The sequence below is a fragment of the Spiroplasma diminutum CUAS-1 genome, from assembly GCF_000439455.1.
In the GTDB taxonomy this organism is placed as follows: domain Bacteria; phylum Bacillota_I; class Bacilli_A; order Mycoplasmatales; family Mycoplasmataceae; genus Spiroplasma_A; species Spiroplasma_A diminutum.
In genome coordinates, this window is the sequence record NC_021833.1 from 781,249 (window position 1) to 797,719 (window position 16,471).

Genomic DNA, 16,471 nt, shown 5'->3' on the forward strand with positions numbered 1-16,471 from the left:
GTGTCCTTATTTTAATTATTTATTTTGAATTGCTTCAACACCAGGTAAAACTTTACCTTCCATATATTCTAATGAAGCTCCTCCACCAGTTGAAATATGTGTAAATTTTTCTTTAAATCCTAATTGAATTGCAGCTGCAGCTGAATCTCCTCCACCAATTAAAGTAAATGAGTCTTTCAAGTTAGCTATTGCTTCACAAACTGCTAGTGTTCCTTTGTTATAATGTTCGAATTCGAATACTCCCATTGGTCCATTTCATGCTACAGTTTTTGCGTCTTTTAAAATATCTTCAAATAATTCAATTGATTTTGGTCCAATGTCTAATCCCATTACATCTTCAGGAAGATCTACTCCTGAAATTGTTGGTTCAGTATCTTTAAAATCAGTATTATTTGCTGAGTCAATTGGTAAGATAATTTTTCCATTTGCTTTATCTAAATATTCTTTTGCTAAAGCAACTTTGTCTTCTTCACATAATGATTTTCCAATGCTATGACCTTGAGCTTTGAAAAAAGTATATGCCATTCCACCACCAATAATAATTTTGTCAGCTTTTTCTAATAAGTTATCAATAACTCCAATTTTATCAGAAACTTTTGCACCACCAATAATTGCTACAAATGGATGTTCTGGTTTATCAACACCTTTTGCTAACATTTCTAATTCTTTTTGAACTAAAAATCCTACACAACTTTCAGCTATATTTGATGCTATTCCAACGTTTGATGCGTGAGCTCTATGAGCTGTTCCAAATGCATCATTTACGAATACATCTCCTAAATTAGCTCAATATTTTCCTAATTCATCATTGTTTTTTGATTCAAATTTAACAACTTCTCCATTTTGAACATCTTCAAAACGTGTGTTTTCAAATAGAAGAATTTCACCTTCATTTAAAGACTTAATTGCTTCTTCCAATTCTTGTCCTCTTGTTTGAGCAATAAATTTAATTGCTTTACCTGATAATTCTTCTAATTTTTTAGCAACTGGTGCTAGTGATTTTTTAGCTTTATCACTTTCTTCTTTAATTCTGCTTAAGTGAGAAAATAATACAACTTTTGCACCATTTTCAACTAAGTGATTAATAGTTGGTAATGCTGCTCTAATACGGTTATCATCTGTTATAACTCCATCTTTTAATGGAACGTTAAAATCAACTCTAACAAGAACAGTTTTTCCAGATACTTGAATATCATTTAATGTTTTTTTCATTTTTATTCTTCTCCTATACTTATTTATTTTAAAACATTTTTAACCATAAAATCTAAATAATGAAAAAAATTATCTTGATTTTCATTATGAAAACGAATGATATCATTATCTTTTATTAAATTATTTTTACTAGGTCTATATAAATTTTTTCAAGGAGTTTGTTCATGACATATTACAACAATATCTCAGGACTTTAATTCTAAAAGATATTTAACTATTTTATATACTATTGAATTGTATTTTTGATTATTTTTAACTATATCTAAGTATTTTTCTTGATTAAATTCTAGTGGAACATTAGATCTTGAATATAATGTTTGTTTCTTTCATAATTCATATATCACAGGGCCTCATTTTCAAGTTTCAAAATCTATATTTGCTATTTTACTTTCAAATAAAAGAAAGTAACAATAAACAATATATATTATTTTTTGTATTTGTATTTGTGTTACTTTAAATATTTTATTGTCCATTTTTACTTTGGCTATTATATTTAATAAATATTCAACATAATCTTCTTTAGAATAAAAAAACATATTTTCACCTCAATATAAATATCGATTTAAAAATATGTTAATTGTATTTTTTAGAAAACTATAAACTTAACATGTATTTAATTGTACGGATAAATTGTGAAGTAAATGAATTTTCGTTATCGTATCATGAGAATACTTTAACCATTTGTTTTCCTTCAACTTCCATAACTCTTGTTAAAGTTGCATCAAAGATTGAACCATATGTTGATCCAATTACGTCTTGTGAAACGATTTCTTTTGTACAATATTCTAATGCTGCATTTAATTCTGCATCATTTGCAACTGCATCTTTAATTGATTTGTTAATTTCTTCAACTGTTGTATTTTTTGCTAATTCAACTGTTAAATCAACGATTGATCCTGTAATTGTTGGAACACGTAATGCTAATCCATCCAATTTTCCATTTAAGTTTGGTAATACTTTTCCTACTGCTGCTGCTGCTCCAGTTTTTGATGGAACAATGTTTCATGCAGCTGCACGTCCACGACGTAAGTCAACGTGTGGTAAGTCTAATAAGTTTTGATCATTTGTAACTGCGTGGATTGTATTCATTAATCCTTTAACAATTCCAAATTTTTCATCTAAGATTTTTGCTACTGGTGATAAACAGTTTGTTGTACATGAAGCAGCTGAAACGATTTTATCGTCTCCTGTTAATGTTTTGTGGTTTACCCCATAAACGATTGTTTTTAAATCCCCTGTTGCTGGTGCTGAAATAATTACTTTTTTAGCTCCTGCATCAATGTGAGCTTGAGATTTATCTCTATCCACGTAGAATCCTGTACATTCAACTACAAGGTCAACTCCCATTTCTCCTCAAGGTAAATTTTTAGCATCTCTTTCAGCTAAAATTTTGATTTCTTTACCATCTACTACGATAGCTCCATCTTTAGCTTCAATTTTCCCACTCATGAATCTTCCATGAGCTGAGTCAAACTCTAACAAGTATGCTAATGTCTTTGAGTTTGTTAAGTCGTTAATTGCTACTATTTCAATATCATCTGATAAGAATAATTGTCTAAAAGCTAGACGTCCAATTCTTCCAAATCCGTTAATTGCTATTTTTTTCATATTTAGTCGTTTCCTTTCACGATTTTATTTTATACCTTATTGGCTTATTTATTAAATAAAAGAGAAAAAATTTATTTCCATTTTTTCCATAGCCATTTTTTTAGATGGAAAAATATTCCACTAATACCTTTTATTTTCTCCATCCATTTCAAATTCCATTGAAAGACCTTTAATCCTCTCAGTAAATCTTAATGTCTTTTGCTTTTCAAATTTTTTCTCATCAAAACTAGTTACTTTTTTATTCAAATAGTAAGTTTGAAGTTCAGATATTGAGAAGTTTGAAGTGAAATATGTTATTTTTTTATTTTCTAATCTATGATTTAATATACCAAATAAAAGTTCATCTCTACTTCAATCACTTACTATTTCAGCACCAATATCATCAAGAATTAATACATCTACATCTAAACAATTATCATAGAATCTTGATAGATTAGTTCTTTCTTGAGTATTAAATGTATCTTTTACAATTTTGACAAGTTTGTTTACAGTTACAAATATAACCTTTTTATCTTTTTTAGCATAAGTATTCGCTAATCTTTTCATTAAAAATGTTTTTCCGATTCCAGGAGAGCCATATAAATAAATACCTTTTCAAGAATTATTGGCAATATTATCTCTAATTTTAGTAAAAAGAATTTTTTCTTTTTCACTTACTTTGTTTAAATCTAAAGTTTCAATATATTCCCCAATTGATTTGCTATTCTCTGTAAGATCATAATCAGCATGAATGATATTCTTCTTAATTTTGAAGTCCCTATTTTCATAGATTCAATGTTTACAATTTTTGCTTGTTATATAAAAAAGATTATTTTTATATACAAGCTTTTGTTGAACACCAACTATAGTTTGTTTACAATATTTTAATTCTTCTTCTTTGTCACAATAAATATATTCATTTAAAAATCTATTTATTACTAATAGATTATTTTTTAAAATTTCATCGGAAATGTTTTGCTTTGCAATTAATTCTTTTAAATCCGGGTGATTTTTAATTTCATTGATACTATAATTTATCATCTAAAAATCACCTCAGCCCTTTTCATCAAAGTTTAATGTACTGTTAACATCAACTTTATATGTTTCTTTATTTAAGGCATCTTGTCATTTAGAATTTAATGTAATTTGATTATTAGTATTAGATTTAATTTTTGCTTTTGATTTTTGATGTGCTACTTTTAGATATTCTAATGTTTCAGATGCTGTTTTAAAATTATTCTCAGCCATTGTTGAAGCAATTTTATAAATATAGTTAGGTACAATCTGCCCTTTGTTTTTTAAGAATACAAAGTCAAACAAACAATTTATAACTCCATTTCTTAATTTATATTTATTTTGCAAGACTTCAATAATTTCATTATTAGTTTTATTTAATTCTTTTATAGCAGGTGATTTTGTTTTTAATAGCGCCAATAGATACTCTTCAGGATCAATTGTTTCCATTTCACTTAATTTTTTATTTTTTTGATTCTTAATATGTAATTCTGTATTAAATTCAGGAATAGTTACATCAAATTCTTCCCTATCAAATACTATTTTTGATATTTCTTTGTAAAAAAGTGAATTATCAAAAGAACATGTTTCTTTTTGATAAATTTTTTTAATGACCTCTTTAATTTCGTATTGACTTATATTATATGATCCAAAAACATCTTCAATTGCTTTTTTTACTAGTTGATTATTACCACTAATAATCACATCGTCAGTTTCTAAATCAGTCAATAAATTAGTATAATCTAAACCTTTAAGTAAAGCATTACTTCTTTTAGGCTTTGCTTGAATCATTTTATTAGTTTCTAATTTTAAATTTTCAATCTCTCCAAATACTTCTGCAAATTTAGATGAAGTATCTTTGTATCCACTTTCTAATGAAAGTTCTCCTTCATCTCTAAAAGTAAATCTTACTAATTCATAATCATCTTTTTTTAATTTTGAAATTAAAGCATTATTAAATACTTTATTTTCAAAAAAACTAATTGGTTCTAATGGAGAATATATATTAAAAATTATTGTACTTTTATCTTTATTTTCTAAAGTTCTTAAAAGACCTAAAGCTTCAAGTTTTTTGAAATATTTTGGTAAAGTAGATTGTGATATCCCAGTAATTTTGGCTAATCTAACTTCTGATAGAGTTATCTTTTTAAATTCACTTAAAATATGAGATTCATTTATCAATGTATAATACAGAGATACTGCCTTTGATCCCATTATTGGTTGGTATAGATAAGTTATGATTTTATTATTTGAACTATCTATTATATTTTTTAGAATAACTCTATAGCTAAATTTATCCATAAATTACCTCCAACCCTTTGCCTATTAATAATAAAAAAAAGAAAAAAAAATGAAACAGATTTAGTAATTTTTTTAAAATTGATTATCAAATGTTAATAAAATTATATGAAAAACACCATATATAATGGTGTTTTTTAAGATATCCACATTTTAATATAAACTTTGACATTTTTGACAGAAATAAGTACCTCTTCCATTAACTTTTATTTTTTCAATAATTTTTCCACATTCATAACATGGTTTGCCTTTTCTTGTATGAACTTTTAATTCATTTTGAAATTTACCATCAATTCCTTGTTCTGGTTGATAGGAATCAATTGTAGAACCCCCCAATTCAACTGACCTTTTAAGTATTTTAATAGATGACTTTAGAATTTGATCATAATCTGAAATTTTTAAAGAGCTTGCTCTCTTTTCAGGATGAATCTTTGAATCAAAAAGTATTTCGTCTGCATAAATATTACCAATACCCGATATTTTTGTCTGGTCTAATAGAATAGTTTTAATGTGCTTATTTGACTTTGACATTATATCGTATAGATATTGTCCGTTTAAACTGCTGTCAAATGGCTCTGGACCCACTTTGTTAATAGGTTTCAAACTTTTAAATGTATTTTTTTCTTGTAAATGAAATGTACCAAATTTTCTCGTATCACTGTAAACTAATAATTTATTATTATTTAATTCAAAAATAGCTTCAACATGTTTTGTATCATATAGCGACCCGCTTTCATATACAAATCATTTTCCTTCCATTCTTAAATGACTTATTAGAACCAAATCCTGTAATTCAAAAATGATATGCTTTGCTATTCTTGATATATTATCTATTTTTCTATCTTTTAAAGTATTTTCAAAATCTGTAATTGATATATCAGTTTTTAGTAAATTTGGATAGGTTATTTTGACATTTTTTATAATTAATCCCTTTATTTTCTTATTTAAAGTTCTAACTACCGTTTCGACTTCTGGTAATTCTGGCATAAATAAATCTCCTTATTTTAAATTAAATCAATCGTTTGCTTGTGAAAAATTAATATCAAGCTCAACAAGTGCTTTTCTATTCTTATTTGATATTTTCAATAATTCATTATAAGCATTTTTCATAGTTTCCAAAACCATTTTTTTTACTTTTTCTAATTCCTCATTTTTTACTAACAAAATAATTTCATCATGAATCTGAGCAACCATCTTTGATTTTAAATCGTTTTTTCTTAAATTATCAAATACGTTTATCATTGCAACTTTTAATATATCAGCTGCTGTTCCTTGAATTGGAGCATTTACTGCAGCTCTTTCACCAAATTGTTTCACCATATAATTTGAATTTGATAATTCATAAATATATCTTCTTCTATTTCCAAGAGTTTCTACATATCCATTTTCATATCCAAATTTAACTACCTCTTCTTTAAATTTCAAAATTTGAGGAAAAGCTTGATAGTAAGCTTTTATATATTCTTTAGCTTGCGGAATTGATATTTTTAAGTCTTTTGCAAGACCAAAATCACTTAATCCATATAGTATTCCAAAGTTAAATACTTTGGCTACTCTTCTTTGATCTGAACTAACTTCTTGCTCATTGGTTAAATTAAAAATACTTCTTGCAGCTTCAGAGTGAATATCTCTGTTCATTGAAAAAATTTCAATTAATCTTTGCTCATTTACAATATCTGCAAGAACCCTAAGTTCAATTTGTGAATAGTCAAAACTTAAATAAGTATTATTCTCATTTGTAACAAATATCTTTCTTACATTTTTTTGTTCTTCATCTCTTACAGAAATATTTTGAATATTTGGATAACTAGAACTTAATCTCCCTGTATTTGTAAGTGTTTGATTAAATATAGTATGAACTTTACTATCTGAATGAATAAACTTTTCAAATCCCTTTAGATATGTTGAATATAATTTACTGTATTTTCTAAAAGTTATTATTTTTGAAATTACAGGATGTTTATCTTCAATTGCATCCAAAGTTTCTCTATCTGTACTACCTTTATTATAATTTGGTAATTTCAATTTTTCAAAAAGCAATTCCTTTAACTGTTTTGGTGATGCTATATTAAAATCATCATCAATATATTCACTTAAATCGGTTTTAATTTCCAATTCTATTTTTGTTAATAGTTGCAATATATTATCTTCTTGTTTTTTTAATTCTAATTTATCAACTTCAATTCCTTCAATTTCAATATCAATTAGCACTTTTGAAAATGGTAGTTCAATATTTTCATATAATGATTTCTGATTATTTTCTTCTAATTTTGAAAGTATTTCGTTTTCATATTTTTTGATTATTAAAACTTTATTTACAAGATAATCCATTTTAATTTTTTCATCAATTAGATGAGTTTTTTTTACACCTTTTCCAAAAATTTCATCAAAAGTTTTTAATTCATTAGAAGGATCAATCATTATTAAATGCTGCTCAAAAGTTGATTTAACATTAGAGTTTATTACATAACACCCAATCATCATGTCATAAGTAAAATTTTGTGGCATTACTTTATATCCCATTTTTTTAAGAGAAATAATAGTTTTTTTAATATCATAGGATTTAAATTTAGCATTTAATAAAAAACTTTGAAATTCTTCATCAATTACAGAATGATTTCAATTAAATATATTAACTTCTTCACTTGAATTAAATGAATAATAAAAATTACCCTTTTTATTAGATATTGCTAAACCTATAACAGCACTTGTGTGATAATTATCATTTAAAGTTTCTAAATATATATAATTTATTTCATCATTAAATTCAAAATTTCATTTATTTAATATTTTATAATCTAACTTATTATCAATTAAATCTACTTCAGTTTTAGAAGTATATTTTTTCAATAGAGAATTCATTTCATATCTTACAAAGAAATCCTTTAGACCTTCAAAATTAATTACAGTATTATTGAAGTTTATCATTCCTAAATTCATGTCTTTATAAATTGTAGCAATTTCTTTTGAAAGAAATGCATCATTTTCACCAGCAATAAGTTTTGCTTGCTTTGCACCCTTTATTTTGTCAATATTAGCATAAATATTTTCTAGCGTATGAAATTCTTGAAGAAGTTCTTTTGCTGATTTTTCTCCAATTCCTGCCACACCTTTAATGTTATCTGATGAATCTCCACGCAATCCTTTATAATCAATAACTTGTTCTGGAGAAACACCTCATTTTTCATATAATTTTTCTTTTGTATATACCATTAAATCGCTTGTTCCAACTTGTGGTGATAAAACAAATGTCTTATCAGAAATTAATTGATACATATCTTGATCACTTGTTAATATATGAGTTTCTGCTTCAGCATCTGATTCTAGTATTTGAGAAATAGTTCCAATAATATCATCAGCTTCATAATTATCAACTTCAAATCATTCAATATTTGCATTTGTTAAAAACTCTCTTACAATAGGAAATTGTATAACCAATTCTGAAGGAGTTTTTGCTCTTCCAGCTTTATAATTTTCAAGTTTATCATGTCTAAATGTTTTTTTGCCTTTATCAAAAGCAACTTTGACACAAAAATATTCATTTTTTTCAATGATATTCATTAACATATTAATAAATGAGTATACTGCATTTGTTGGTATACCACTTTTTGTTGTTAAAGTTGCTCTACCATAAGAACTATAAAATGCTCTAAAAATTAAAGCATTACCATCAACAAGCAAGAATTTTTTTTTCATAATTTTTCACCATTAATTCTATAATAACAAAAAAGTGCTATTGCACTTTTATTATATCTCTTTAACAACTTCAAGTAGAACTGCATTTATTTTATTATTAAATTTTTGAGTTTTAATTTTAATAATAATGTTTTTACCTAAATTTAATTTATTCTTAACATTTTCAAAAACAGATGAAAAAACAGTTAGCATTAATGAATCTGTTTCATCAACTATATCAACAAATCCCATTTCATTACCATTTTTGTCTGTCTTAGTAACAATATTTTCTACATTAATTAATACATCACAAACTATATTTTCATCTTTTAATGTATTTAATAATCTTAATTTATCATTATTAATTATTCTTTTTCTAATTATTGATAAAGGATGTGAAGAAACAAAAAATCCTAAATATTCCTTTTCAAAACCAACTATATCCTCTGGATTATCTTTTTTCTTTTCTAAATCCAAAGTCATATTTGAATCATTCAATAATGTAGCTGTTGAAGCTAAATTAAATATTTGTTCTCTTTTAGAAATTAAATCTTTTCTTGAATAACCATAACAATCAAATGCCCCAGAATAGACTAGCGCTACATATCTTTGTTCTGTTAATCCTCTATCTTTCATATTTCCAATAAATAATAAAATATTTTCAAAAACTTCCTTTTTAGTTTTAAATAAGTCTTTTAAATTTCTTAAAAATTCAGGACCTATATATTTAATTACATTTAGTGGTACATTAATCATTTTATTGTGATAAATGTAAATATTATTTGGATTTCTAATTGTAGGCGGATTAACATTAAAACCAGAAGCTTTTATTTCATTTAAATATTGAGATGTTTTTATTTCATTTCTTATTGAGCCATTTAATAAAGAGCAATAAAATGAAGACTTATAATTTGCTTTTAAATAAGCCATTCAATAACTTATTAATGAATATGCAATAGCGTGTGACTTATTAAATCCATATAATGCAAACTTTTCAATATAAGTTCATATTTCATTTGCTTTATTTTGATTATAATTATTCTCTACAGCTGATTGTATAAATTCATCTTTAAATAGATCCATTAATTTTTTATCTTTTTTTCCTATTGCTCTTCTTACAATATCTGCTTTACTTAAGCTCATGTTTGCAACACGTTGAAGCATTTGCATTATTTGTTCTTGATAAACTATTATTCCAAATGTTGATTCTAAAATATCTTGAACATTCTTATCAATCACAAATTTTGAGTTACTATTATTTTTTCTTTCAATAAATAATGGGATATTCTCTTGTGGACCTGGTCTATAAAGAGCACTTGTTGTTGCAATATCTTCTACAGAATTAACTTTCATTTTTATTAAAACATCAGTCATGCCTGATGATTCCAATTGAAATATTCCACTTGTATCACCATTTTTTAATAGATCAAAAGTTTTCTTATCATTTAAAGGTATTTCACTCAATTTTAGTTCAACTTTATCTATTATTTTAATATTTTTCAATACCTCTTGAATAATTGAAAGATTTCTTAAACCTAAAATATCTGTTTTTATTAAACCCATTTCTTCCAAATAATTCATTGAGAATTGAGTTTGTAAAATACCATTAATACCAACTTTGGTTGGTACAACTTTATATAAATCAATATCTGAAAATACAACACCTGCTGCATGAGTTCCGGTTTGACGTGGTAACCCAATCATTTTCGCACTAATTTCAAATATTTGAGGATATTTATCTTTATATTTTCTCAAGATTTCACTATCTTTTAAAGCTAATTCTAAATCTTTAATATTTTTCTCATTTATTTGTTTTGTCATTTGATTAATATCATTAATTGGGATATCAAAAACTCTACCACAATCTCTAATTGCATTTTTAATACCAATTGTTTGAAAAGTTGTAATAGTTGCAAAATGATTTTTTCCATATTTATTAAATAAATATTCAAGTATTTCTTCTCTTCTATCATCTTGAAAATCTAAATCAATATCTGGAAGAGTAACTCTTTCAATATTTAAAAATCTTTCAAATAAGAGATTTCATTCAATTGGATCTAGTTGTGTTATTTTTAATAAAAAGGCAACCAAACTTCCTGCAGCAGATCCTCTACCTGGACCATATAAGATTCCAAGTCTAATTGCTTCACAAATTAAGTCATGTACAATCAAAAAATAATCTTCAAAACCCATTTTATTAATAACTTCTAATTCATATTGAAGTCTTTCTTTATAATCTTCTTTATTAATAATTTTTTTTGATTCTAAATATTGTTCTAAATTTTCTTCACAAATCATTTTCAAATAATTTTGTGAAGGCATTTTTTTACTATTTGGGTATTTTAGAAAATGCTTTTCATTGATGAATAAATTTTCATAATCTATTGATGATCTAATTTTTAAAATATTATTTATATGTTTTTCTGTAGAAATGTATTTTGAAACTAATTCCTTAGAAAAATAAAAATTTTTTCCCACATTTGTAAGTTCAGATATTAATTTTCCTTCATTAATTGCACATAATGTTTTATATACAGAAAATTCATTTTCATTCAAAAAATTTATTTCATTTGCAAAAACTACATTATCGTATTTAGAAAAATAATTATAATTTTGTTTATTTATGCCTAAATAAAAATTTTCTTTACTTACTAGTTTATTAAATTGGTCCAAATAATTATCAACATTTTCAATAGAAAATGAACAAACTACTACTAAATCATTTCCCAAAATTTTTCAAAATAATTTCTCCAATTTTTCTAAATCGATTTTATCATTTTCATTAATAAAAGAACTTATATAACTTATATTTTTATACCCTTCATTGTTTTTTGCGTAAAGTAATATTGTTCCAAAAGAAAGTTCTAAATTTAAACCTATTATTGGTTTAATATCTAACTTTTTGGCCTTTTCATAAAATTCTGCTGCTCCATACATGCTGTTTTTATCTGCATAAAAAGCAAAATCAAGATTATTAAGTTTTAAAAATTTTAAATAATCTTCAATTTTTATTGTTGAATTTAAAAAATTGTAGCAACTTTGAACATTAAGTAAATTTAAATATTCCATAAATAACCTCACTTTCTTTATTTTACATTATTAAGAAAAAAACACCATTTTAAAAATAGTGTTAGTGTCTTCTGTTGAATTCTTCAGCAATAATATCATATGCATTATTAATTTTTGTCATTTCTGCTTGAGCTTCCAAATTGTTTGGATTTTTATCTGGATGATATTTCTTTGCAAGTTCAATATATCTTTTTTTAACCTCTTTTAAACTTACACCTTTTTCTAATCCCAATGCCTGATATGCTTGATCAATTTGGGATTGACCTTGATAGAAATCTTGATATTGATTTGATTGATCATAACCATCATTAGTTGTCTGATCATCATAATATTTACTTTGTTTATTATTTTTATCTCTTTGATACCCCCCATTGCGTCTTCTAGTTTTATTAAACAATAAATCAATAATTAGAACTGTAATAATAATATTAAGTAATCTTGATATTAGTCTAAATAATTCATTCATTAAATCACTCTTTCTTAACGAATCACTAATCAAATTATTAGTAATACAATTATCAATAATATTATTATATATGCAGTTACTTTATAAATAAGATAATTTGTTTTTCTTTTTTTAATCTTATTATTTACTTCACCTTTTTTATCTTTTGAAGCTGGTATTTTTATTTCAGTTATAGTTAACGAATCATCTTGATAATTTTCAACTTCAAATTCATGATCATATGCAAGTGTTTCACTACTTATTACATTTCCATTAAAAACTCCAAATTTACTTGTATCACTTTTAACTTTATTTTTCTTGTTTTTCAACTAGATCACCATCTTTTCATATATAAGTTTTTATTAAATTTTCAACAGTATAATTAATGATCTCATCTAATAATAAGTTTTCTTCTTGCTTTTGAGCAATAAATGATTTTGGTTTTGTAACTGGATTCTTTGGAACATACATAGAACAAACATCTTCAAATGGTAATATAGAAGTTTCATATGTATCAATTGCTTTTGCAACTTCTATTATTTCTTCTTTATCAAAAGTTAATACCGGTCTTAATATTGGAAGTTTTGATACCTCATTAATTACATTAATTGACTCAATAGTTTGACTTGCAACTTGTCCTAAAGATTCACCAGTAATTAATGCTTGCGCATTAATTTTAATTGATAAACTATTTGCTATCCTAATAAATATTCTTCTCATTATAGTTATTCGATAAGATTCTTCTTTTATATGCATTAATTCTTTTAGAATCATTGAAAAATCACAAACATATAAAGAAAAATTTGATTTGTTATATTTTTCAATTTTACTTGCTAATTTGAATACTTTATCCAAAGCTTCTGGTGATGTATGGGGCGGGGTCATAAAGTGAATAAAATCTACTTGCATTCCCCTTTTTAAAGTTAAATAACTTGCAACTGGTGAATCAATTCCACCACTTAATAGAGATAGACCTTTTCCACTCACACCAACTGGCAAACCTTTTGAAGAAACAATTTTTGATGTGAATATAAATGCACCATTGTGTTTTATAATTACAGTTATTTTTAGTTGTGGTTTATGTACATCAACACTAATTTTATTATTATTTTTCAGTATATTTACAGCAACTTTAGTTTTTAATTCTTGGGAACTAATCTCAAAACTTTTATCTTTTCTTTCAACTTCAACTTTAAAAGTTCCTGAGTGTTCCATAGCAACCTCTAAAGTTTTGCTCATAATAACTTCAAGATCTTTTTCAACTATTTCTACAATTGATAAAGAATATATACCAAATATATTTTGTAATATTTTTGAGATTTGCTCAACTTTTGATCCATCACTAATTTCTAAAACTAAACTATTATGGTCCTTTTTATAAACAATGACCTCTTTATATTGTTTTAGTTTATATTTAATATTTTGTATCAACTTAGTTATAAAAGAATTTCTATTGTTCCCTTTTAAAGTTAATTCTCCATATCTAATCAATATATTTTTCATGTATACCTCTTTTATCTTCTATAATTTTCCTTTATTTTTAATAAAGTACTTAGTGAATATCCTATTAATTGATCTAATTCTCTTCGCTTGAATAAAGTTTCACAATCAAAAATTATTTTTTCAATTCCTTCAATCTTTCCTACGTATCTTTCAAGATAAACAATTATTTCTTGTGAAATATAATCTAAAAAAATTGTATCATTAAGATCTCTTGCTATTACAAGAGTTTCTTGATTACATCTTTCTATACTATTTGCAATTATAGCTCTTTCTTCCTGAGTTGAAATTTTTTTCAACTTATCCAAAGAAAAGTCTTGAAGTTTTACATACATTTCTTGAATTGGTGATATAAATCTTTCAAGTTCCTTAACTGATTTATATTGATTAATTTTCACATCAAGTTGATTTAAAATTGATTGAATAAAAATTACTTGGTTAACTAATGAATCAATATTTGTACTTTTACTTTCTACAACTTTTGCAGATTTTTCTAAAGCAGACATATCTTTTAAAGCTTGCTCCATTAATTCGAGCATTTGAGTTTTAATCTCTATTAAATTAATTTCATTTCCACTGTTTGTACCTAAATCGATTTGTGAAAATAATAAATCCGCTCTTCTTTTTGTCTTTGAGTAAGCTACTTTTGCAGCTTCAAAATCATTTCTTTCTTTAGAAAACTGCTTTGTGATATCTTCTACTCTTGCAAAATCTCTTTCAACAAGTCTAGAAGAATGTTCAATAATATCAAACTTGTTTCTAATTTCAGGAGTTCTTACTTCAAAGAAAGATTTTAGATTGTCTTCGTTTTCAACAGTGCTTTTAAATTCTTTTATTTGTACAAATACTTCTTTTAAAGTTCTATTAGCTTTTTTGAATTGTAATTTTTGTAATTCATTATTAATTTTAATTCTAAGTTGATCAACTTGTTTCTCAAGTTCTGCATATTTAAGTGCATTTCTTGGTAATTTTCTTTCAACAGGACCAAATGTTACGTGTTTGTTTTTTAATTCAACCATCATTTGAGGAATTATAGTTGTAATTGTAGAAATTATATACGGTATTGAATCTAAAAGTTCAATTAGAAATACTAAAGCTTGATCAATTTTTAATAAATAATCTCAACTTTCTTTGTATCTTCCTTCATCAAGTTTTAAATAAAAGTCTTCAAAAAGGCCATCTATTTGTTCAATTGTTGATTTTAATTTAACCTCATCTATTGCAATATCTTTAAATGTTGTCATTATAACTTCATCTTTTAATATTCTAAATAGTTCTTTTTGGAAAGTTAAAGAGTCTCTTTGAATAAATTCAATTTCTAAGTAGTTCATAGTTTCAATAAAAATATCGTGAACATTCTTATTAATATTTTTTGCATTTAAATAAATAGCTTCAAATTTTTTAAGATTCTTAATATTTGGTCTAGTATTCTTTTTATCTTCTAGTAAATCTACAAAATCTACAAATATCTTCTTTAATTCAATTTCAAAAAGAATTTCATATTTTGTTCTTCATATCATTAATTCTTTTTCCAAATTACCTGTTTCTTCAAAAATAAGTGATATTCTATTCAATCGATATTTTAAAGGCGATTTTTTTAAATCATCAATTAAATCAATTGTTTTAGCTGCAGTTTGAAGTATTTTTTTGTATATATTCATTAAAATAATTACAATAATAGATGTTATAAGTAAAGCAAAAAATATACATAGTGCTGCTATGTATACTGGATTTTTAAAAATTTGATCAATGTCTCAAAATGATTTCATATTTTTTGCTTCCTTAAAATCAAATTCATTATATCATATAGAGAATTATTGGGCATTTTTTTAAATTATCTTATTTTTTAAGAGAAATTTAATATATAATTATTTTTGGTTAATCTGCAATTAAACACTGCAAAAAAATTAGTCTATAACTTATCAAAAGTAACCCCTGCAGATGGAGGGCGAAATATAGACTTCCTTTGTTGGAGTTTAACTTTAGTTATGATTTTCCAAATAATATAATAAAAAAAGAAAATAAGAGGAAACAAAGTATGTCAAGATATACAGGTTCTACATTTAAAAAAGCTAGAAGATATGGATTTTCTATCTTAGAAACTGGGAAAGAATTCTCAAAAGGTAAAAAAAGAACTACAGCACCTGGGCAACATGGTGCAAGAAGATCAAAACTTTCAGGTTATGGTCAACAAATGCAAGAAAAACAAAAAGTTAAATTCATGTATGGTTTAACTGAAAGACAATTCAGAAACACTTATGCAAGAGCTAAAAAAATTAAAGGTATTACAGGAACAATTTTCTTACAACAATTAGAATCAAGATTGGATAACGTAATTTACAGAATGGGATTATCATTAACAAGACAAGGTGCAAGACAATTAGTTTCACACGGTCATATTTTAGTTAATGGTCAAAAATTGGATATTCCATCATATTCAGTAAAAACTACAGATGTTATTTCAGTTAAAGACAAAATGCAAAAAAATGACAAAATCGTTGAAGCATTAGCATCAAATGCAGCTACAGTAGAATTTGTTAAATTTGATAAAGCAAAAATGACTGGTTCATTAGTTAGATTACCAGAAAGAAAAGAATTAAACCAAGAAATCAATGAAGCGTTAATCGTTGAATGATACAACCGTTTAATTAAATAATAAAAAAAATAGAT

The 16,471-nt window shown here is 25.0% G+C and carries 13 protein-coding genes; 1 reads left to right on the top strand and 12 read right to left on the bottom strand.

The features are described from left to right. Positions 1–15: 15 nt before the first annotated feature. From SDIMI_RS03625 to SDIMI_RS03680, 12 genes are all read right to left on the bottom strand, one after another. Positions 16–1,212 carry a phosphoglycerate kinase gene (locus SDIMI_RS03625; protein ID WP_020836637.1) on the bottom strand — a complete coding sequence of 399 codons (1,197 nt, stop codon included), beginning with the start codon at positions 1,210–1,212 and terminating at the stop codon, positions 16–18. Between the two features lie 23 nt (positions 1,213–1,235). Continuing rightward, a complete protein-coding gene (locus SDIMI_RS03630; protein WP_020836638.1) occupies positions 1,236–1,748 on the bottom strand; it encodes a hypothetical protein in 513 nt (170 codons plus the stop codon). A 58-nt stretch (positions 1,749–1,806) separates the two neighbouring features. Further along, positions 1,807–2,820, bottom strand: a complete 1,014-nt coding sequence (gene gap / locus SDIMI_RS03635) for a type I glyceraldehyde-3-phosphate dehydrogenase (protein ID WP_020836639.1) — start codon at positions 2,818–2,820, stop codon at positions 1,807–1,809. Between the two features lie 120 nt (positions 2,821–2,940). Continuing rightward, positions 2,941–3,840: an ATP-binding protein gene (locus tag SDIMI_RS04500; RefSeq protein ID WP_020836640.1), complete on the bottom strand. Its 900-nt coding sequence runs from the start codon at positions 3,838–3,840 to the stop codon at positions 2,941–2,943. After that, a complete protein-coding gene (locus SDIMI_RS03645) occupies positions 3,841–5,115 on the bottom strand; it encodes a DnaD domain protein (protein ID WP_020836641.1) in 1,275 nt (424 codons plus the stop codon). It lies immediately after the preceding gene. 150 nt (positions 5,116–5,265) lie between these two features. Next, positions 5,266–6,099 (bottom strand): DNA-formamidopyrimidine glycosylase, encoded by an 834-nt coding sequence (gene mutM / locus SDIMI_RS03650; protein WP_020836642.1) that lies wholly within the window; start codon positions 6,097–6,099, stop codon positions 5,266–5,268. 12 nt (positions 6,100–6,111) lie between these two features. Continuing rightward, positions 6,112–8,808 carry a DNA polymerase I gene (gene polA, locus SDIMI_RS03655; protein WP_020836643.1) on the bottom strand — a complete coding sequence of 899 codons (2,697 nt, stop codon included), beginning with the start codon at positions 8,806–8,808 and terminating at the stop codon, positions 6,112–6,114. A gap of 51 nt (positions 8,809–8,859) precedes the next feature. Then, positions 8,860–11,856 (bottom strand): DNA polymerase III subunit alpha, encoded by a 2,997-nt coding sequence (gene dnaE, locus SDIMI_RS03660; RefSeq protein ID WP_020836644.1) that lies wholly within the window; start codon positions 11,854–11,856, stop codon positions 8,860–8,862. A 61-nt stretch (positions 11,857–11,917) separates the two neighbouring features. Continuing rightward, positions 11,918–12,322: a J domain-containing protein gene (locus SDIMI_RS04505; RefSeq protein ID WP_020836645.1), complete on the bottom strand. Its 405-nt coding sequence runs from the start codon at positions 12,320–12,322 to the stop codon at positions 11,918–11,920. Between the two features lie 14 nt (positions 12,323–12,336). Beyond that, complete coding sequence (locus SDIMI_RS03670; protein ID WP_020836646.1) at positions 12,337–12,630, bottom strand: hypothetical protein; 294 nt, start codon at positions 12,628–12,630, stop codon at positions 12,337–12,339. Beyond that, entirely contained in the window at positions 12,611–13,804 is a 1,194-nt protein-coding gene (thiI, locus tag SDIMI_RS03675) for a tRNA uracil 4-sulfurtransferase ThiI (protein ID WP_020836647.1), read from the bottom strand. The genes SDIMI_RS03670 and thiI overlap by 20 nt, the downstream gene beginning before the upstream one ends. 11 nt (positions 13,805–13,815) lie before the next feature. After that, positions 13,816–15,570 carry a septation ring formation regulator EzrA gene (locus SDIMI_RS03680; RefSeq protein ID WP_020836648.1) on the bottom strand — a complete coding sequence of 585 codons (1,755 nt, stop codon included), beginning with the start codon at positions 15,568–15,570 and terminating at the stop codon, positions 13,816–13,818. Between the two features lie 269 nt (positions 15,571–15,839). Here SDIMI_RS03680 and rpsD point away from each other — a divergent pair, with 269 nt between their 5' ends. Next, the gene (rpsD, locus tag SDIMI_RS03685; protein WP_020836649.1) at positions 15,840–16,457 is read left to right on the top strand and encodes a 30S ribosomal protein S4; all 618 of its coding nucleotides are present in this window, start codon (positions 15,840–15,842) and stop codon (positions 16,455–16,457) included. Positions 16,458–16,471 lie beyond the last annotated feature (14 nt).